Raw genomic sequence first — 20366 nt, forward strand, 5'->3', positions numbered from 1 at the left:
AGGGGACGATTTATCGCCGACCAGTGTCGTGACTACACTTGGGTGTTAAAGGATCACATCATGCGGAGTCCACACCATGAGGGTATTGGGCCGCCAACTCATTGTAAGTCCCACAGACTCATTGTACTCCAACGCCGAACAGTGTGCTGTGGAAACGCTACCATGCTTGAACCACCCAATGATGATCGTCTCGAAGATATCAACGACGCGTCTGTCGATGAGTTCCCGGACTTAGTATTGCTTGAGCAGACACGAGACCAACCGCAGGTCGAAGACGTCTACGGTGCAGGTAAGGACGCCGCCGATACTGCTCTACAAGATGTCACCCTTGGCCCAGACGCGGAAGTCGCCATCACCGCCGGTTCACGGGGTATCCACGATATGCCGGAGGTACTTCTGGGAATGGTCGATCATCTCAAAGAACGCGGCTATACACCGATTATCGTCCCGTCGATGGGCAGTCACGGTGGCGCGACTGCCGAGGGTCAAGTAGAGATGCTCGAGAGTCTTGGGATCACGGAGGAGGCTATGGGGTGTGAGATTCGCTCTTCGCTGGCGGTTGAGGAAGTCGGCCAAGACGCGGAAGGCCGGCCGATTTACGCTGCCCGCGATGCGCTAAAGGCCGATGCCGTCCTGTTGGCCAATCGAGTCAAACTTCACACCGACTTCCGGGGTTCAGTCGAAAGCGGTCTCTGCAAGATGACGGTGATCGGCCTCGGCAAGCAACGTGGAGCCGACATAACCCACCAGGCCGGCCTTGCAAAGGGACTTGACCAGGCAATTCCTGAACGTGCGGCCGTCCTCTTCGAGGAGACGCCGATCGTCGGTGGTGTCGCCATCTACGAGAACGCCAACGAGCGCGCGGCACACGTGGAGGGAATCCCGGTTGAGGACATCCTCGAGCGTGAGCCCGAACTGCTCGACGCTTCGGAGGAACTCTTTCCACGTCTGCCGGTGGAAAACCTCGACCTCCTTATTGTCGACGAAATTGGGAAGAACATCTCCGGAACGGGAATGGACACCAACGTAGTCGGCCGGATGCTCTACCATGGACAGTCGGGATCCGAAAGCCCCGTCTACACGCGAATTTACGTGAGAGGACTGACAGAGGCCTCCCACCACAACGCCATCGGCATGGGATTGGCGGATTTCATCCATGCGGACGCCGTCTCCCAAATTGGCCTCACAGACACGTACATCAATGCCATCACAGGCGGTGAGCCTGCGCGCGCCCGACTCCCCGTTGTTACCCCGACCGACGAGGTGGCGCTGCTGTTGACCTACTCGGCGACCGGCTGTAGTTCGCCCGGCGATATGCGGATCGGGTTCGTCGAGAACACACTCGACCTAGGGCGATTCCTCGTCTCGGAGAACGTTGCCGAGGAACTCGAGGACCGTGAGGATATCGAGCTCCTGGATAACATTTCAATACGTACGTATGACGGAGACTTCGCGTTCGACCTCTTTGAGGAGTGAAGCCCTGCTGGAAAGTCGTACCTGCGCTTCTTCCGTAGCGGGTTATCACCGTCTGCGAGTCGGAATCGTCGAACGCTGCGGAGGCAAGACGGGGATAGCCAGGCGATGACTAGGGGTATTAGGTAGGGGGTAAAACCGCTTGACGCCCTACGGCCACTGGTAGGTTGACAGTGGCTAGAGAATCCACTCGAAAAACTCGCTTTTAAGTCATTTGATGAAGTGGAAGCAGATCCGGAAATCGAGGTCCAACCGGTCAGAAATTTTTAGTGGACAGATCTGGACCAGGCCATCGACTCGAAGTTCTCCTTTGATTTGCCCCGAAAATCCCGGTGTCTAAGCACCGTCATGTATGATTACTTTGATAACCTTTAAACTGCCACCGATTGCTATGGGTTGTTATGCCATCACAGGGGGAGGAGAATCGGCGGAGACGGAACGTCATCAAAGGACTTGGAGCAGCCGGAATTACGGGTTTAGCTGGATGCACCGGTGGAGGCGAAGTAGGCGGTCAGGAGACGACGACCACGAAGAAGAGCAGTGACCAACAAGATTTTAGCGACGTTACGTTCCGATACTGGAACATAATCAATATTCAGAACCGGAACGCGAGGGAGTTGTCGAACAAGATCATCAAGGAGTTCGAACAGGAAACGGGGGCGACCGTCCAGGTAAACTTCTCCGGTTACACTGACCTAGTCGGTAGCAAGTGGCGAACCGCATGGGCGAACAACAACTATCCCGTCGTCTACGATAACCTCACGTACCTCGGTGGCCACCTGAACCACAAGGTCGTCCCCGTGAGTGAGTACATCGACAAGTTCGACGACCAGACCATCCAGAAGTACCAGTGGATAATGGACTTGATGGCCAAAGAGACCTACCGAGGCTACCAGGGGAGCGGTCTCGACCGAGTCTACGAGATTCCGTTCGGTCTCGACGTCCGCGAGCCCAACGTCTTCCGGAGGGACCACTTCGAGAAGGCGGGGGTCAGCTGGGAGAAGAACATGCCCCCGAAGAACTACGACCAACTGGTCAGCACGATGAAGACCGTGATGAACAACGGACCGGCAACTACGGGGTATCAGGTATACGGCGTCCCCCACGACTGGTCCGACGTTCAGCTCCTTCCGTGGCAAATCGCCAACGCTGGTGCTGACGGGCTGTACGTCGATGAGAAGGCCAGAGAGCCGAACATGGACAAGCAGAACTGGATCAAGACGTTCCGCGACTACGTCAACGTCTTCCGAAAACACAATCTCTGTGGGCCACAGACTCCCCAGATGTCCGATGAGAAAACGGTGCCGAACATCATCAGCGGGCGGTGGAGTGGCGGGTCCATGGACCCCTTCAACCATCCGTCCCTTGCACGGCAGGCCCCGCAGCTGGCAAACAGTGGAAAGGTGCAGTACACGACGCAGTACAAGACCAACAACTTACAGAAAGGCGGGTTCATCTGGTCCACGGTGGGTCTGGCACTGACTGAAAAACCCCCAGGAGTGAGCCAGAATAAGTGGAACCGCAAACAGGAGGCGGCTATCGGCCTCATGAAGAAGTTCCTCGAGAAGGACCTCCAGCGCCAGAGCTGGAACGGGTTCGGCACGCTACCGGCTCGCAAGGACGTGTGGGGCGACCTGGAGCGGAAACCACACGGCCTGCTGGACGTGCTAACCACGATGGCGGAGGAGACGAACTACTCAGTCTCCGCTCGTCCGGGCATCGCCCAGATCTATTCGACGTTGACGGGACCGACCGCACAGAAAGCACTCCGTGGAAACATCTCGCCCGAAGAGGCGTGTAAGCAGATAGCGAAGGATTCACGCCAACTCATGAAGGAATCGCCGTTCCCGTCAGAGAAGTAACCGATACTCCGGGAAAATATATTTTAAATAACATGTCAACTATTGTCGAATATATCGGCGAGCCAGGTCAGCGCATACAGAATATCCGGGACACTTACGGTGGATTTAAAGACGCCATCAAGGAGAACTGGTTTTCTTACGCGCTCTTCCTGCCGACGCTGCTGCTGTTGCTCCTCGTCGTTTGGCTCCCGATGTTGCAGGGCGTCTGGATGTCGTTCCACTCGTGGCCGATTTCCGGAAATATCGAGTGGGTGGGATTAGGGAACTACCAGTACCTCTTCACGTGGTCCGCGTTCTGGACGTCGCTCAAAGCTACCCTGATTTACTCGATGGTGACGTTCATGATGTTGGGAATCGCATTAGTGGCGGCACTCCTCGTCGCCAACCTCGACTCCTTCGAGAACCTGCTGAGCATGTTGTTCATGGTGCCGTACACCATGCCTCCGGTAGTGACCGGTACGGTGTGGATGTTCCTGCTCCACCCGAACCTCGGGCCGATCTTCAACTACTTGGTCGACCTCGGAATCCTGCAACAACCGATTTACTGGTCCACGAAGGGGCCAACAGCGCTGGCCGGAATCATGGGGGCGATTACCTGGACGTTCTGGCCGTTCATCTTCCTAATCCTGCTCGCGACTCTCGAAAGTATCCCCGAGGAACACTACGAATCGGCGCGTATGTACGGGGCAAACCGATTCCAGCAGTTCTGGCACGTCACCTTGCCCCAACTCAAGAGCGCCATCCTCGTGGCGATCAGCATCCGGATGGTGTGGAATCTGACAAAGGTCTCACAGCCGCTACAACTCACCGGAGGTGGACCGGGGTACAAGACATCCCTCCTGTCGATTCTCCTGTACCGCCAAGCTTCGGAGTCCGGTCAACTGGGGCGTGGATTCGCAATCGGTATGGTGCTACTTGCGATAACGCTCGCGTTCGTGGTAGTGTTCATCAGAGAGTTCGAGAAGAGCAGAGGTGTCTAACTAATGGCTTCGAAACAAACCACCCGGTTCGATCGCGATAACATAAACGACCTGCTGTTCAAGTCTACCATGACGGTGATTACTGCAGTGCTGATTGCAGTAGTTACGTTACCCTACCTGTTCTCACTCTCGATTTCGTTCCGACTACCGCCGGAGTTCTACACCCAGGGGACCTACTGGATTCCGAAGAATCCGTCGCTCCGCCCGTGGTTCGAGGCGTGGGAGATCGGCGGTGATAACTTCATGACGACCGTGTACGTCGCTACCGGAACGATGATCCTCTCGTTGATAGTGACAATTCCTGGTGCGTACGTCTTCGCACGGAAGGACTTCCCGGGGAAGAAGGTCGCGTTCTACCTGATCATCGCGACGCTTCTGTTCCCATATATCCTTCTCATAATCCCCATCACTTCAATCTGGATCGATACCGGTCTGTACAACACCATCCCCGGCCTCTGGATCGCGTACCAGACCTTCATCGCCCCATTCGCGATCTGGATTCTCCGGGACTTCTTCGAGAAACTCCCGGCAAACATCGAAGAAGCGGCTCAGGTGTACGGCTGTACGCAGTGGTCGGCCTTCGTGCGCGTCATCCTCCCACTCTCGGCCCCGGCGATCATGGCCGTTGGCTTCCTCTCGTTCCTCATCGGTTGGAACGACTTTCTCTTCTCGAACATGCTGACTACGGGGGGAGGTGCCCAGCCAGCGGTCGTCGCGCTCTTCCAACTCCTGGTTGGCGGTGAACGTGTCTTCTGGGGTCAGGTCATGGCCCTGTCGTTCATCGTCGGCGGTCCGCCGACGATTCTGTACCTCATCTCCCGGCGCTATCTGACCTCGGCGTTCGCCGTCAGGTAGCGCTCAAACCATCGACAGCGTTTTTCCAAGCAGCACTCGACAGGTTGACCATCCATCGGGGAGATGATTCGCGCACGGAAGAATCAGGCGTAGCACACGAATGCGCCTCTGCTACAGCGTGCGGTGACGAACATAAGGAACGGTCCTTCGGAGAAGGGCCACCGTTTCGGAACGTCCCAAAAGGCGATTGTGGGTTGCTACTGCTCTTTCTCTACGCCCACTGCTTTTGAGGCTTCCCACCAACCCTGAATCCGAAGACGGAGTCCCCTTATCAACGGGCAAAACGCTCAGGTCGTTAACGTTCGTCCCGTTCGGGTCTGTTTAGATGAGGACGAGTACTCCACGTCGATGGTAGGGCGAGGTGGTGCTTAGCGTAGCGTCCCGCGTCTAGCGCCGTAACTTCTGAGCGACTAGCACAGTCGCACGTCCGTAAAGCGTAGCTGCTCGGTGCACCACCTAAAGCTCCTTCAGGGGGACTGAAGATCTAGTAGACGTGATTTCGGGCCTCCACCACCTTGGCATCATCGTGGACGGCTACGTTCTACTGTGATTTGTTGGATGGCGAACTGAGAGAAGAGACGAGCGTCGACGGAAGGGTCGACCTTGGGTTCATCCAGACATCCGGAGGAAAGGTGGAACTTATTACCCGTAACGAGCGAGGTGCGTATCTCGACGACCTACTTGACGAAATTCAGGACCACTCCCAGTGTCACGTCGCGTACCCGGTTCCGGACATCGCAACCTCGAAGGAAACGCTCGAGGACCGTGGCATCGAACTCTACGACTGCGAACCGGTCGACGGAACCGGAGCGTACGTCCGAGCCTTCGTCGCACCGGGAGTTCCGATCGAACTCGTGGATCTAAACGGTGCCGAAGGAGAGTACCGCGGTTTCGGATTTCTAGTTCTCGAATCTGAGTGGATAGAACGGAGACGCTCCACTCAGCCGTCCGTTTCTTCGACGATCTGCATCGGAACGATGGTGTCTTCGTCGTTGAGCGTGACGACTTCCCAGGCAAACCCCTCCTGAGGCTCGTCGTCCTCCACCCGGATGCCGCGACGCTCGAGTTCGGCCATGCTCTCGCGGATATCGTCGACCTCGAAAGCGACGTGGAAGAACCCTTCCCCGTTCTCCTGAAGATACTCGTAGGTCCACCCCTCCTCTGTGGTCGGTTTGATGAGTTCGACGATGTTATCTCCGGCGTGATACAACGCGACGTCCATCGAGAAGGCGCCCGATATCTGGTCGCGCGTGACCAGCTCCATATCGAAGTTGTCCTCGAATCGCTGCATCGACCGTTCGATATCCTCTACGACGAACGCGAGGTGATGAATTCCTTTGAACATTGTATTCGTGAACGCTAATCGTTGAACAGTTTGTACATCGCCGTGTGATCCTGGTTGCCCAGTCCCTCTCGGCGCGCCTGCACGTATTCTTCGACGGCGGTCGACAGCATGTACATCGGTACGTCCAACTCCTGGGCGACTTCTTGGGACAGTTTCAAGTCCTTGTACTGGAGGTTGATGTCGAACCCAGGCTCGAAGTCGTCCTCGACAATCCGTCGGCCCTTCTCCTCGAGTATCCACGAACTTCCTGCGCTCTTCGAGAGAACGTCGTAGAGCACTGCCGAATCGATGCCGTTCGCCTCTCCGAACCGGAAGGCTTCACCGACGATGGCGGCCTGGGCACCGATCAGTATCTGATTCGCTAACTTCACCGTCTGTCCCGCCCCGGTCGAGCCGACGTGGAAGACGTCCTCGGCCAATACCTCGAACAGTTCCCTGACCGCCGCGATATCGTCGTCGTCCCCGCCGACGATGATCGACAACGTCCCCTCCTCGGCACCAACGACACCGCCACTGACCGGTGCATCGACGACGCTGATTCCGTTGTCCTCACCGATCTCGGCTATTTGTTTTGTCGTCAGCGGGTCGATTGTACTCATATCCACGAATATCGAGTCGGGGTCCATGTTCCCGAAGAGTTCGTCGCTCACTTGGCGAACCTGGTCCGGCGACCGGAGACTCACCATGACGATCTCGCAGTCAGCGATTCCTGTCAGGTCTGCTGCCGGATCCCCACCGGCCTGTTCGAACTTTTCCAACCGGTCGGTGTCGAGGTCAAATCCAGAGACGTTGACCCCTGCATCGAGCAGGTTCCGCGCCATCGGAAGACCCATGTTGCCGAGTCCGACGAAGCCTACCTCTGTATCGATCGCTGCATGGCTCACAGTGACATGCCCCATCAACAAAATGCCCCAATCCGGTATAAATCTACCTGACACCCGATGATAGGTGCCTGGTCGCCATCGCGAACTGGCACGGGCTGTAGCCCTGACCGGCGCACTGCGGTCCCAGATTAGACGGGGTCCTATCAAAAATTCGGCCAATAAATCCCACACTGCAAAAAGAGGGCAAGGGCACAGAGCGCCTCTCAGTAGATGCTGAACGAGCAGATTCAAAGACACCTGCGGAGACGGGGGATATCTGGGAGGTCATCTTAAGGGTCCAACTACGCTGACTCGGCTGCTGCTCAACACCGTCCGGGGCGGCCTCGTCGACGAGGCTGCGCTGGTCCATGCGCTGCGCGAAGGCGACATCGGCGGAGCGGCTCTTGAGGTCTTCAAGGAGGAACCCCTCTCCGGAGGCCATCCATTACGCGAACCTATGATGTGCTGCTAACGCAACACACGGTAGGGTCGACCCGCGGTGTCGTACTCAACGGTTTGCGAATCGGCGCTCGCGATATTCAGACTCGCCTCGACAGTGAGAACCTCGTCTAACGCAAGTCCCCCTCGTCCGGATACTGATGATGCTGAGGTGATTCCCTCGAGGATAGTTCGCCTCAGCGTACGAAAGACCCTTGACTCTACGTACTGACTGTTATGAGAAATGGTAGCGACCTTCACGGGATACCGACGTGAGAACGGGGATATCGGCGTTCGAAACCACGTCGCAGTCATTCCGACGTCGGTGGCGGCGAGTAGCGTCGCCAGTCGGATCTCCGATCTGGCGGGGGCGTGGGCGTGTGCCACGCCACACCAGATGGGAACTACTCAACCGGAGCCAGCGAAACGACAGACCGAGCGCGTCCTCGTGGGCATCGGGCGGAACCCGAATGTCGGTGCAGCACTCGTCGTGGAACTGGGAACCGAAGAGATCGACGCGGACGACGTATCCGACCGAATCGCGGACGCGGTGAAAGCAACCGAGACGCTCTCTATCCGCGACGCTGGTGGGACTCGGCTCGCGGTCGAGACTGGAACCGAGCGCGTCACTCGCCTGAACGAGGAAGCGAAGAACGCACGCCAGGAGGAAGCGGACACGTCCGAACTCATCCTCGGGGTCGAGTGCGGAGGCAGCGACGCTACAAGCGGTATCGCTGCCAATCCGGCAGTCGGCAACGCGTGCGACCGCCTCGTCGAGGACGGAGGCACTGTTTGCATCAGCGAGACGCCCGAGTTCATCGGTGCGGAGCACATACTGGCCGAGCGATGCACCGACGAGACTGTCCGTCAGCGCCTGCTGGAACGCGTCGCCGAGCGCGAAGACCAGGCGAAGTTGATGGGTGTGGACCTCCGGGGCGCACAGCCCACTCCGGGGAACCAGGAAGGCGGTCTGACGACCATCGAAGAGAAGAGTTTCGGCGCAATCGCGAAGGGGGGAACCACGCCCGTCCGGGACATGGTTGAGTTCGCGGAGCCACTACCCTCCGGCGGTGGTCTCGTCCTGATGGACACCCCCGGGTTCGACGTCGAGTCGGTAGTCGCCAAGGTCGCCGGCGGAGCGCAGGTCATCGCCTTCACGACCGGTCGTGGTAGCACAACGGGGAACCCGATCGCTCCCGTGATCAAGGTCACGGGCAACCCCAAGACCTGGGAGAAGATGTCGAACAATATGGACGTAAACGCGAGCACCGTCATCCATGGTGAGTCCCTAGATACCGTCGGGAAGCGCACATACGAGGAGGTACTCGCGGTTGCCGACGGCAGGCGAACGGAGGCCGAGAAGCGTGGCCTCGAAGAGTTCGCAGTGAACGAAATTCAGCCCCAGGAACTCGTGGAGGTGAGCGAATGAAAGGTATCGTCCTCGACGATGCCGCCTTGTTAATGACGAGGTCCGACAACGTCGCAACAACCCTCGAGGATCTCGATGCGGGCCAGACCGTGGAATACGAAGGGGACACCATCACGCTCACCGAGGCCGTCTCATTCGGACACAAGTTCGCGCTTGCAGATATCCCCGAGGACGAGACGATCAGGAAGTACGGTGAGGTCATCGGGCAGGCGAGCCAGGACATCGCCACTGGCGAGTGGGTTCACACGCACAACTGCGAGAGTCGGCGCGGCCGCGGCGATCTGGAGGGACAGAATGACGACTGATGCCAGCACCGAGGAAACGAACTCGGATGAAGAGCCGTTCACGGGATATCGTCGCTCTGACGGGCGTCTGGGGGTGCGTAATCGGGTCCTCGTTCTCCCGACCGTGATCTGTTCGCATCTCGTCGCCGAGGAGATCGCCGAGCGCGTCGATTGTGCGGTGGCCACACCCCACGACCACGGCTGTGCGCAACTCGGCGTAGATAACAGCCAGACGAAGCGGACACTCCTCGGCGTCGCGGAAAACCCCAACGTTGCCGGTACTGTCGTCGTCGGTCTCGGCTGCGAGCACGTCCAGAGCGATACCGTCGCTACTGCGCTCAGTGACCGTAACCTCCCCGTCAGGGAAGTCTCCATTCAAGATGCCGGGGGGACGGAGCCCTGCATCGAACGGGGTGTAGAGGCAGCTATCGATCTTACTGACCAAGTACAGGCTGCAACGCGGACCCCCGTCTCACTCGGCGACCTGACGGTCGGTCTCGTGAGCAGCGATCTGAGTGACTCCACTGTCGAGGAGGCCGAACCCCTCGTTGGCGCGTTCGCCCGATCCGTCGTCGAGGCGGGCGGCCGCGTCGTCGTCGCCGGGAGCGAGCGGTTCGCCGCACATCCGGCGGCAACACGTGCAGCGACCGACGCGGCGACATCGCCTGACGTGGATGACCTACTCGAACGACACCAGAACCACCCTGCACGGGCCTCAAGGGTCTACGCAAGGGCCCTCGAACGCGGCTTCGAAGAAAGTATCGGCCTTTGTGGCGGTCTCCCGGTTCGGGAGATCGTCTCCTATGGCGAGGTAGCAACGCACGACCGCGGACTCGCCGTCGTCGATGCTCCGTCGCGCTTCGACGAAGCAGCGACCGGCCTTGCGGCCGCGGGTGTACAGCTCATCCTCCACGTAACCGGTGAGGGCATTCCCACGGGACATCCGCTCGTCCCCGTTCTGAAGGTGTCTGGTGATTCTGAGACGCTCTCAGCGCTACCTGACGATATTGATATCGACGCAAGGTCGGTTACCTCTCCAGAGCTGACCGAGTCCGTCCTCGCTGTCGCTAACGGAAAACGGACCTCCCCAGAGCACCACGGCATCACAGAATTTGCTATCACCCGCGTCGGTCCATCGATGTAACGACGACGTTTGCTGCGTGGACTTGGTGTGCTCTTCCCATGAAGGTATCTTGACGTCTGTCTCAAAGCAGCGTTGTCCTTGGATAGAAGTCGTGGCGAGTACTTCTCACAATGGAAATCGCCGACGAGCAAAGATCGAACAGGTGATTTCAGCCACCAATCTGATATGTTTGAACATGTTCTCGCCCCGCTGTCCTGGTAGTGATTATCACCCAAAGATATAGGTGCGTCCGTTTCGATACTATCCTTATCTCATGTCGCAGACCGAGGAAGCTCCCCGAGGATCTCGGGAGTCCGGACCAGCCATCAAATTAGAGCATATAACGAAAACGTTCAACAACGGCGATGTCGTCGCCGTGGATGATGCTAATCTCGAAATCGGTCCGGAGGAGTTCGTCGTCCTTCTTGGACCATCCGGCTGTGGGAAGACAACCACTCTTCGTTCGATCGCCGGACTCGAACAACCCGACGAGGGGAGCATCCATCTCCACGGCGAGGATATCACGGATTTGAAGCCGAAGGACCGGAACTTGGCGTTCGTCTTCCAGAGCATCGCCCTCTTCCCCCACAAGACCGTCCGGGAGAACATTCGGTTCGGTCTAGACATGACGTCCGACCTTGACAAGGAAGAGAAGAACCGACGAGTAGAGGAGACCGCAGAAACCCTCGGGATAGAGGAGATGCTCGACCGGAAGCCGAGTGCGCTCTCCGGCGGACAGCAACAACGAGTCAGTCTCGGACGGGCCATGATCATGGACCCCGCGGCGTTCTTACTCGACGAGCCCTTCTCCGCGCTCGACGCTCACCTCCGGGACCAGATGGAACTGGAGATTCAGCGTCTACAGAGGGAACTTGAGACGCCGATGGTGTTCGTCACCCACGACCAGTCGGAGGCAATGACGCTCGCCGATAAAATCGTGGTCATGAACGACGGCGATATCCAACAGATTGGGACTCCGTACGAGATCTACAACGATCCCCAGAACATCTTCATTTCGACGTTCATCGGGTCCCCGGAGGCGAACATCTTGAACTGTGATCTCGTCCAGCGGGGAGACGAACTGGAACTCGACCACGATCTCTTCACACTCACTCTCCCGAGCGACAAGGAGCAGGAGTTACCGCCGGAGTTACCGGACACCGTTTCCCTGGTGATTCGCCCGGACTACATGCGACTCGGCGTGGACGAAGCTGACAAACTGTTTACCGCGACAATTTCTGTCCTTGAGCCCCAGGGTTCGACGGACAACGTCTTCCTGGACGCCGACGGACACGAAATCCGGGCCGTCACGGATCAGCACGCGTTCACCTCCGAAGGTCGTTCGGTTCCGGTCTCGTTCGACCGGGAGAAAGTGTGGCTGTTCGACGAACACGGAGAAAGACTACTGTAACGTCTGCTCATTTGCACTAAACACCGGATATAAAAACCATGGCGCAAGTCAAAACCGTCGTTCCGTACGTGGTCAACGCAGTTGGCGTGATTCTTATCCTGCTGTGGGTCGGGTTCATCGCTCTCCTACTCATGCACGGTCAGTATCAGTTTACAGGCATCATGCTCGGTATCTCTCTGCTCGCGATTCTCATCGTGGCGATGAACGAACGGTAGACGTTCGAGTTCCGTCGTTTCGTGAGACCTGAGCTGGGATTTCGGCGCGGTTCCTACCTAGCAGCAAGGCCGTTACCGGGAATCAGATATTCCCCGTGAGGGTACACGGACAGTGGGTCCCGAGGGACTGGTTCTACCTGGGTCCAGGCGACCGCTAAAGAGGACACGACGGGGACTGCCGGTGGTGCGAGGCTGTGTTACCGGACGAGCCGAAAGAGAGCCATCTGAAACCGACCACGGCACAAGCGAGGGCGCCCGCGGTACGACAGCGGCCGATGACTCATGCCAGCTACCTGTGGTCACGAAGACGCGGAGTTACACCCGTAACTCGTCGACACTATTATCATTTTAGCCATTCACACTCTAGAGGCTCATGGACGTAACGAGTGTTCGGATGCCGGAGCCGGGTTCGCTCGAAATCATCGAGCGCGATATCGATGTCGGAGAAGACGAGGTGTTAGTAGAGACCGCACGGGCAAGTATTTGCGACGCTGACCTCCGGGCATGGAAAGGGATGTCTATTCCGGAGGACATGCCAGATGGAGTGTTCGAGTACCCCGGCCACGAGGGTGCTGGGACCGTCGTCGAAACCGGGCGTCGGGTGACGAAGTTCAAAGAGGGTGACCGAGTCATGTTGTTCGGGCCGAACAACTCCTTCTCGTCGCACTTCACGGCTCCGGTCGAGAGCCTCCAGCCGGCCCCCGACGAGGTGAGTATGGAGATCGCCAGTCTCGGTGAACCCGCCTGCGTCGGTATCTACGGTGTCTTCCAGAGTGGCGTGCAACCCGGTGATGACGTTCTCGTAGCGGGCCTCAACTTCCAGGGTCAAATCGCAATTGAGGGACTCAAGAAGAAGGGGGCGAGTCAGGTCATCGCCGTGGACTACCGGGAACCTCGACTCGAGATGGCGGAAAACAGAGGCGCAGACATTGTTCTCAACACCGAGACTGACGACGTCCCTTCTCGAATCGAGGAACACACTCGGTACAATGCGGAAGAAGACGCAAGCGGACATCAAAGCGGTGACGCCGGGGTCGACGTGAGTTTTCACTCTTGTGGATACTGGAACCCCCACCAGGAGGAGTACTTCAATCTCTGCGTGGCAAACACGCGCGATGAGGGAATCGTCGCGTCGATTCCGGACATGATGGAACCGGTCACCGTCGACCTACACCGGATCCACCATCACGGGATGGATATCCGACTGCCGGCACTGATGCACCATGGGCCGGAGTTCCTTGACCGATGGGTACCGCGGCTCATGAAACCCATCGTAACGGACGTCATCGAGGTCGAGTCGTTGATCACGTCGGAGTACTCGCTGTCGGAGGTGGACGAGGCGATGGAACGGTACAGCAATGACGAATCGCAGGTGAAAATCGCGCTCGATCCGAGGGAGTAGCGTATGAGTCGAACGACAATCGCGGTCGTCGGACTGGGACGAATCGCGCGTAGCCACATCGACGGGATTCTGCAGTGGCCAGATCGCTGCGAACTCGGCGCTGTCGTCGACGTCGACGAGAACCGGGCACGGGCTTTCGCTACGGAATTCGATGTCCCGTACCACACCGCAACCGAGGAGGTCTACGCCAATCCGGAGATCGACGCTGTCGTGATCTGTGTTCCTCACCACCTCCACGCCCCGCTCACGGTCGAGGCTTGTGAGGCCGGCAAGCACGTGCTGGTCGAGAAAGTCATGGCGAGGTCGGTCTCGGAGGGGAGAGAGATGGTCGAAGCGGCTGACGAAAACGATGTGAATCTCATGGTCGGTCAGAGTCGTAGGTTCTTCCCGGCGTTACGCCAGGCGTACGAACGCAGACGGGAAATCGGCGAGGCGGTCAACCTGCTGTACACCTTTACCCCGTACTTCGACGTCGATGTCGCCCCCGATTGGTGGCAATCCGCGGAGAAAACCGGCGGGCTGGTCTATCCGATGCTCGGCTCTCACAGCATCGATTACACGCTATGGATGCTCGGGGAAAAAGACCCGGTCGCAGTCTACGCAGAAGGCGGGTCGAACAACCCCGATTTCGAGGGCCACGACGACGTTACGGTACTCATCCGTTTCGACGACGGAACGCACGCTACCAACTTCCTTTCGATCAACAACCCCGACCCCGTCCACGAAGGGTTGGTCATCGGAACGGACGGTTCGATCGATTGGGAGCAGACCGGCGATCACGCCGGCGAACTTGTCGGAGTCGCGTCGACTGAGATGAGTCTCAACGGTAACCCGGTCGAAGTCGACGATGACCTCCCGCACAACTTCGCGCTTCAGATGCGGGAGTTCGTCGACTCGATCAGGGCCGGTCGTAATCCAAATCCATCGGGCGAAGAGATACTGACCCAACTCTCTATCATCGAGGCAGCCAAGCAATCAGCCGAAGAGGACCGACTCGTGGGTCTCTAACCGTCGCGCAACCTCCGGATACAACTGTCGGCGTAGATCGCGCGGACGGCCGCTCGGACGCTACCCGGACGTGGAACGAGTAATCGAAACTCCCTGTGGGACGGCGAAGAAACTGCCTCTACCACGTCGTACACATGCACACCGACAGGACGCTGCCCGTCACACTCACCTCACTGCTCCGACCTTCCGCGCCTGTAACGCGGTACAGCGTATGAGACAGCACTCGTGGTCGCTGTGAACCGCGTGGTACGCACACCAGTCACTTTACTACTGGCCGATAAGGTGACCCCGTGCAGATAGATACCACGATTCCGACGTACTGTTCGGGCGACCAACTCGTACCCGCAGAGGCGATTCGTACGTGGGCACGACGTGCCGAGAGAGCCGGCATCGAGTGCCTGTGGGCCATCGATCACCTCGTTAATCCGCCGACATACCGGACGAGCGTTCTTGACCCACTCGTCGTGTTCGCCCACGCTGCGTCTGTCACCGACGGGATGGACTTTGGCACGTCTGTCCTCCTCCTCCCGCTGCGGCGGACGGCAACCGTCGCGTCCCAGGTGGCGACGCTCCAACACTTGATCGACGGTGACCTCACCCTCGGGGTTGGGGCGGGCTACGTCGACAAGGAGTTCGAGGCTGCCGGCGTCCCCAAAGCCGAACGTGGCCCCCGCCTGAACGAGGGAATCGAGGTGCTGCAGGCGTTGTTTGCGGGGGAATCGTCCTACGACGGCCAGTTCCACACGTTCGACGGTGTCCAAATCGACCCTATCCCCGAGGAGCCTCCGCGGATTCTCGCAGGCGGTAATTCGAACGTGGCGGACGGCGAGCGAACGATTCCCGAGCCGATCATCGACCGGATACTCCGCGCTGGCGGGTGGATCGCACCGCCGTCACATCCCGAGAGACTCGACAAGGAGTGGTCGCTCATCGCACGTCGCGTTAGTGACCGTGGCGTCGACCCCGATTCGCTCACCCGTGTCGTCTTGAACTACGTCCATTTGGTCGAAGGAACCCCCGAAACAACGACTGCAGAACAGCGTGCTGCGTTCGAGGACCTGTTCAGCCCCTCGCGGGGATTCGAACACGCGGCGGAGCACTGCCTGACGGGGACGATTGACGAGGTCGTTGAGCAACTTAAGCGGTACGAGGAAATCGGCTTCGACAGGGCTATCGCAGGTTCGGTCGCGCACGACCCGGACGTGTTGGACGGGCAAATAGCGCTGTTCGCCGATCGAGTTCTCCCCGCGTTCGGTTGATTACTCCAGGGTCTCGCCCGGTCTTCACCCTCCCTGGGTTTCGAATCACTCGACGCGGTGTTCGGAATCGGCCTCTCCGAGATTCTACGTTCGACCGACCCGACTGATTTATTGGGGGCACTCTCGAACCTACGCGGACGATCAGCATGGTACCACTTCACGCCCTAACGATGCCACGTGCGACTCCTCGACCGACGGTGCCAGCAGTCCGGAGACCAGGTGGGTAGTATGTCGGGCGATTCCCTCTCGGCGGAGGAGGTCCACGAACTCGCCGAGACGTTCGACATAACGATCCGCGACGAAGAGATAGCCGAACTCCGCGACACAATCGACAGCCTGTTGGAGGGAACGGGGGAGCTTTACGACCTCCCGCTTCCCGGGCGTTTGACCAGTAGCAGTAAGCGGTCGTGGCGGATACCCCAGTCCGATTCGTACAACGCGTTCAGCGTCGAGTGCGACGTCTCGCCGACCAGTAGCGAGGGAGTGCTGGCCGGGCGTGACGTTGGGGTCAAGGACGTCATCGCAGTTGGGGGCGTCCCGATGCAGTGCGGGTCTGACGTGATGCGAGGATTCGTTCCGTCGACGGACGCGACCGTCGTCCGCCGACTTCTCAAGGCCGGAGCGACGATAACGGCGAAGACAAATCTTGACGCGTTTGCTGGGAGCGCACGCGGAACGACCTCGGCACACGGCCCGATTTGCAACCCACACGATCCGGACCGCAGTGCCGGCGGGTCGTCCGGCGGGAGCGCTGCCGCCGTCGCAGCCGATATGGTAGACGTCGCAATCGGGACCGACACCGGCGGGAGCATCCGAATTCCGGCATCGTTCTGCGGCGTTGTCGGCGTGAAACCGACGTACGGGCTGGTTCCACTCGCTGGAGTCACGGAGAACACTTACTCTCAAGACCACGTCGGGCCAATCACGTCTACGGTTGCTGACGCCGCGGCGGTCCTCGAAACAATCGCTGGCCGCGACTCGTCTGACCCATCCACCTTCGATACCGGCCATGCTGAGGACCGAGTCGGTGGATACGTCGATGCGGTCGAATCACCAGGGACGCTCGAGTCGGTCACGATTGGTGTCCTCGAAGAGGGGTTAGAGGACGGCGTGCGACCTGCCGTGGCCGACCAGACCGAGGACGCTGCCGACCGCTTTTCGGACGCTGGAGCGACGGTCCGCCGCGTGTCGGTCGACCATTACGAGTACTTCCGGGCGGTCAAAAACGTCTTGAGCGTGACCGAAATCGCGGCCCACTGGCGGGCAGACGCTGCACCGTTGCGGAGAGGCGGTGTCGTCGATCCGACGTACCAGACGGGCTTCGCCGCTCGCCGGCGGACGCGAGACCGGGGCGTCTCGACGTTCTACAAAGGGAAGCTGCTTGCGGGCGCCCACCTACTCGAGAACGACATCGGGGCGCTGTACACCCGCGCACAAGCGAGCCGGGAGATCCTTCGGAACGAACTCGAGGCGGCACTCGACGGACTCGATGCCCTTCTCCTCCCGACGATGCCGGACGTTGCGCCGCGGCTGACAGACGCGACGGACCCGGGATTCGACTATGCACGGAACACCCGCCCGGCGAACGTCACGAAACTGCCCGCGCTGACGCTCCCCCACGGGACCGTCGACGAGCTTCCCGTCGGTGTCCAACTCGTCGGGAACGCCTTCACCGAAGCGCAACTGTTCCGCCTGGCAACCCTCATCGAACCCGACTTAGCGTCTCCCATCTCGTAACAGGTTGCCACTGTCCGAGGCCCACTCCGGGCGGAGGGCTGCGTGAATAATTTCTGGATCGAACTCCTCGCCCGGAAGCTGGCGCTCGATAGCTGTCTCCGCCTGCTTGACCGGGAACACGTGGGTGTTGATCCTTGCGATATCATCGAACCGCCGCTCGATGATGTCCATCGCCCGTTCGACGTCGAGTGCCTGTCCTCGACCACCGACGAGCCGTATCTCGTCGTGTACGAGCTTGTCGGTCTCGATCTCGGTCGACTCACCGACGAGCCCCGGCAGGACTACCGTTCCCAGAGGAGCGACGACCTCGAGTCCGAGTTGTACGGCCTGCGATGAGGGTGCAGTAACTACGACGACGCCTGGACCATCACCATCGGTGAGTTCGGCGACGCGCTCGGCGGGATTCCCTTCGTCGACGACTCCGGTGTGGGTCGCGCCGAGCTCGCGCCCGAGTTCGAGGCGGTTCTCGTCGTGCGAGACACCCAGAAGGACGAGCGGGTCAGCGCCGGCTTCGTCGGCGACGACGACCGATGCGAGGCCCTGTGCTCCCGGCCCGATAACGACGACGCCGTCTCCCGGATCGACGTCGCCTTTCGTGACCACCCACCGGACTCCGTTGCCGATGACAGAGCCGAGACACGCCGCTTCTGCGGGCACATCGTCGCTGACTGTGTGGGCCTTCGTGTTCGGTGCGAGGTACATGTGTTTCCCGTATCCACCCCAGAGATGCGGCGGTTGACTCGCAGAGATCGTGACGCCGTAGCATCGGTCCTCCTCACACATGTGGTAGTTACCCGTCTGGCAGTAGTGACAGTGGTAGCAGGGGATGTACGGTTCGGGCATCACGCGGTCACCCACCTCCACATCCATCTGAGCAAGTGATTCCGGATTCCCATCGACGATCGTCCCCACCACCTCGTGGCCGAACAGAAGCGGAAGCGTATCGAAGTGCGACTCTCCGGAGTACATCCCGATGTCGGTACCACACACGGACGTCATCTCGACCTCAAGGAGCGCACCTTCGTCGGAAACATCCGGTACCGGGAACTGCCGGGCTTCCAACTTTCCTTCCTCAACCAGCACCATCGACTCGGTGTGTACCTCTGTTGGCATGGCACCACATGCCAGTCCGGTAGTATTAAACCTTGCACCACGGGCGAACTCCGTCGGGGTCAACCAGTGTAGGAACGATTACCCCATAGGGCACTCGTATCGAGTCCGCTTACGCCACGAAAGACAAGGCGAGCCCGATGACGTTCACCACGAGCGCCACGGAGACTGCCAGCCCGAATTCTGCCCCGTTCTCGAGTCGTAAGTTCTCCCGAATCAGTTCGGTGCCAATTCCGACAAGCACGCCACCGTTGATGCCCGCGATGATCCAGGTGGCGAGATAGTTCGTCGCTATCGGAATTACGCCGGTCAGGAAGAACAGCGCCTGACTGGCCCCGATTGTGATGAGTGTGATCCCGAGAAACAAACGACGCTCCATATAGGAACTCTGTGATTACGACAAGTATAAATGTATCTCACAGGTTACTCGTCTCGTCTTGTCCGGTCTGTACTTCACTGGACCTCCTTTCACTCCCCCGCAGCGGTCTTCCGCCCCAATCGGTGATAGCAAGCTGATGCGGGAAGGGTTTCCGTTGTTCGACTCCGCCGTTCCTGACGGTGACTCACGACCACGTGAATTCGGTGTGGAACGCCCAAAACGGATCTGAACCGCGAGAACGGTGGGGCGGCCAGTCCGCTGTCGGATTTCCTAAATAACAGCTTTACCAGTCTAGCGGTATTTCTTATCGGGATGCCGGAAGCGCTGGTCGCGCTCAACTACGGATTCGATGCGGTGGCAACCTGGGTTCACGGATTCGACTCCGCGGACCAGCCGAGCAGGGTATCGAGAGGACTCTATGGCGTTGATGTGGGGCTGCCCCGTATACTGGACGTACACCGGGAATACGAGGTTCCGGGAACGTTCTTCGTACCGGGGTACAACGTCGAGAGTTTCCCCGATACAGTCGGACGAATCGTCCGAGACGGTCACGAACTCCAGTGTCACGGATGGAAACACACCTCCCCCACGGAGATGACCCGCGAGGAGGAACGCTCCGACCTCGAACGGGCAATCGCCGCTATCGAAGACATCGCGGGTCGACGTCCGGACGGCTACCGGTCACCGACAGGCGACTTTTCCAGTGACACGCTAGACCTGCTCCGAGAGCTCGAGTTCGAGTTCGATTCGAGTATGCAAGGGGACGACTTCACGCCGTACATGCTCCGTGATGGGTGGGAGGTGAATCCGGAACAGGGCCCGTTCGACCGGGGAACGGAGACTGACATCGTGGAGATCCCGTTCGACTGGTCGCTCACGGAGTTCATCCCGTTCACGCCCATCTGGTCGGACCCCCACCGTCGTGGCTACGGGAACGAAGCGGTGTACTTCGATCGCTGGCGCAAGATGTTCGACTGGATGTACGCCAACGAGGACTGTGGCGTCTTCGTGACGATACTCCATCCTCAGTTGAGCGGTCGAATCCCGTTGCTTTCTGAGTTTCGGGCCTTCCTTGAGTACGTGACGGACAAACCGGGCGTCGAGTTCAAGACCATGTCGGCGGTCGCTGAGGAGTTCCGTGACGGGGAACTGTAGTCCCTCGACACTCCCCGCCCATCAGTTGGCCGTCGGCG

General features: G+C 59.2%; 20 protein-coding genes. 16 read left to right on the forward strand and 4 right to left on the reverse strand.

Annotated features, from left to right (window positions below; genetic code table 11):
* The first annotated feature begins 162 nt into the window (after positions 1 to 162).
* The 5 genes from ACQUQF_RS21920 to ACQUQF_RS21940 all read left to right on the forward strand — a co-directional run bounded on the left by ACQUQF_RS21920 (position 163) and on the right by ACQUQF_RS21940 (position 6198).
* Entirely contained in the window at positions 163 to 1476 is a 1314-nt protein-coding gene (locus ACQUQF_RS21920) for a DUF362 domain-containing protein (protein ID WP_435181351.1), read from the forward strand.
* Positions 1477 to 1874: 398 nt separating this feature from the next.
* Positions 1875 to 3335 (forward strand): ABC transporter substrate-binding protein, encoded by a 1461-nt coding sequence (locus ACQUQF_RS21925; RefSeq protein ID WP_435181352.1) that lies wholly within the window; start codon positions 1875 to 1877, stop codon positions 3333 to 3335.
* Between the two features lie 32 nt (positions 3336 to 3367).
* Entirely contained in the window at positions 3368 to 4315 is a 948-nt protein-coding gene (locus ACQUQF_RS21930; RefSeq protein WP_435181353.1) for a carbohydrate ABC transporter permease, read from the forward strand.
* Between the two features lie 3 nt (positions 4316 to 4318).
* Positions 4319 to 5170, forward strand: coding sequence for a carbohydrate ABC transporter permease (locus tag ACQUQF_RS21935; protein ID WP_435181354.1), 852 nt, complete (start codon positions 4319 to 4321; stop codon positions 5168 to 5170).
* Positions 5171 to 5685: 515 nt separating this feature from the next.
* A complete protein-coding gene (locus ACQUQF_RS21940; protein ID WP_435181356.1) occupies positions 5686 to 6198 on the forward strand; it encodes a VOC family protein in 513 nt (170 codons plus the stop codon).
* On the opposite strand, the gene ACQUQF_RS21945 is transcribed toward ACQUQF_RS21940, so the two are convergent.
* Entirely contained in the window at positions 6111 to 6515 is a 405-nt protein-coding gene (locus tag ACQUQF_RS21945) for a VOC family protein (protein ID WP_435181358.1), read from the reverse strand. The genes ACQUQF_RS21940 and ACQUQF_RS21945 overlap by 88 nt on opposite strands.
* Positions 6516 to 6529: 14 nt before the next feature.
* A complete protein-coding gene (locus ACQUQF_RS21950) occupies positions 6530 to 7414 on the reverse strand; it encodes an NAD(P)-dependent oxidoreductase (RefSeq protein ID WP_435181360.1) in 885 nt (294 codons plus the stop codon).
* A 283-nt stretch (positions 7415 to 7697) separates the two neighbouring features.
* On the opposite strand from ACQUQF_RS21950, the gene ACQUQF_RS21955 reads away from it, so the two are divergent.
* The 10 genes from ACQUQF_RS21955 (at position 7698) to ACQUQF_RS22000 (ending at position 17684) form a co-directional block, all read left to right on the forward strand.
* Positions 7698 to 7850, forward strand: a complete 153-nt coding sequence (locus tag ACQUQF_RS21955) for an NAD(P)-dependent oxidoreductase (RefSeq protein ID WP_435181511.1) — start codon at positions 7698 to 7700, stop codon at positions 7848 to 7850.
* 210 nt (positions 7851 to 8060) lie between these two features.
* Positions 8061 to 9245, forward strand: coding sequence for a UxaA family hydrolase (locus tag ACQUQF_RS21960; protein WP_435181362.1), 1185 nt, complete (start codon positions 8061 to 8063; stop codon positions 9243 to 9245).
* Positions 9242 to 9550, forward strand: coding sequence for a UxaA family hydrolase (locus tag ACQUQF_RS21965; protein ID WP_435181364.1), 309 nt, complete (start codon positions 9242 to 9244; stop codon positions 9548 to 9550). Before ACQUQF_RS21960 ends, ACQUQF_RS21965 begins: the two co-directional genes overlap by 4 nt.
* A complete protein-coding gene (locus ACQUQF_RS21970) occupies positions 9540 to 10673 on the forward strand; it encodes a UxaA family hydrolase (protein WP_435181366.1) in 1134 nt (377 codons plus the stop codon). Before ACQUQF_RS21965 ends, ACQUQF_RS21970 begins: the two co-directional genes overlap by 11 nt.
* Before the next feature lie 253 nt (positions 10674 to 10926).
* A complete protein-coding gene (locus ACQUQF_RS21975) occupies positions 10927 to 12063 on the forward strand; it encodes an ABC transporter ATP-binding protein (protein WP_435181367.1) in 1137 nt (378 codons plus the stop codon).
* A gap of 38 nt (positions 12064 to 12101) precedes the next feature.
* On the forward strand, positions 12102 to 12278 hold the full coding sequence (locus ACQUQF_RS21980) for a hypothetical protein (RefSeq protein WP_435181368.1): 177 nt from the start codon (positions 12102 to 12104) through the stop codon (positions 12276 to 12278).
* A 373-nt stretch (positions 12279 to 12651) separates the two neighbouring features.
* Positions 12652 to 13680, forward strand: coding sequence for a zinc-dependent alcohol dehydrogenase (locus tag ACQUQF_RS21985; RefSeq protein ID WP_435181369.1), 1029 nt, complete (start codon positions 12652 to 12654; stop codon positions 13678 to 13680).
* 3 nt (positions 13681 to 13683) lie between these two features.
* A complete protein-coding gene (locus ACQUQF_RS21990) occupies positions 13684 to 14688 on the forward strand; it encodes a Gfo/Idh/MocA family protein (protein WP_435181370.1) in 1005 nt (334 codons plus the stop codon).
* A gap of 290 nt (positions 14689 to 14978) precedes the next feature.
* Positions 14979 to 15947 carry an LLM class flavin-dependent oxidoreductase gene (locus tag ACQUQF_RS21995; RefSeq protein WP_435181372.1) on the forward strand — a complete coding sequence of 323 codons (969 nt, stop codon included), beginning with the start codon at positions 14979 to 14981 and terminating at the stop codon, positions 15945 to 15947.
* Between the two features lie 177 nt (positions 15948 to 16124).
* A complete protein-coding gene (locus ACQUQF_RS22000) occupies positions 16125 to 17684 on the forward strand; it encodes an amidase family protein (protein WP_435181373.1) in 1560 nt (519 codons plus the stop codon).
* Here ACQUQF_RS22000 and ACQUQF_RS22005 read toward each other — a convergent pair.
* Positions 17664 to 18797: a zinc-dependent alcohol dehydrogenase gene (locus ACQUQF_RS22005; RefSeq protein ID WP_435181374.1), complete on the reverse strand. Its 1134-nt coding sequence runs from the start codon at positions 18795 to 18797 to the stop codon at positions 17664 to 17666. The genes ACQUQF_RS22000 and ACQUQF_RS22005 overlap by 21 nt on opposite strands.
* Before the next feature lie 109 nt (positions 18798 to 18906).
* Entirely contained in the window at positions 18907 to 19173 is a 267-nt protein-coding gene (locus ACQUQF_RS22010) for a hypothetical protein (RefSeq protein WP_435181375.1), read from the reverse strand.
* A 312-nt stretch (positions 19174 to 19485) separates the two neighbouring features.
* On the opposite strand from ACQUQF_RS22010, the gene ACQUQF_RS22015 reads away from it, so the two are divergent.
* Positions 19486 to 20328, forward strand: coding sequence for a polysaccharide deacetylase family protein (locus ACQUQF_RS22015; RefSeq protein WP_435181376.1), 843 nt, complete (start codon positions 19486 to 19488; stop codon positions 20326 to 20328).
* The last annotated feature ends 38 nt before the right edge of the window (positions 20329 to 20366 follow it).

Source organism: Halorussus sp. AFM4 (genome assembly GCF_051194995.1).
Taxonomy (GTDB): Archaea; Halobacteriota; Halobacteria; order Halobacteriales; family Haladaptataceae; genus Halorussus.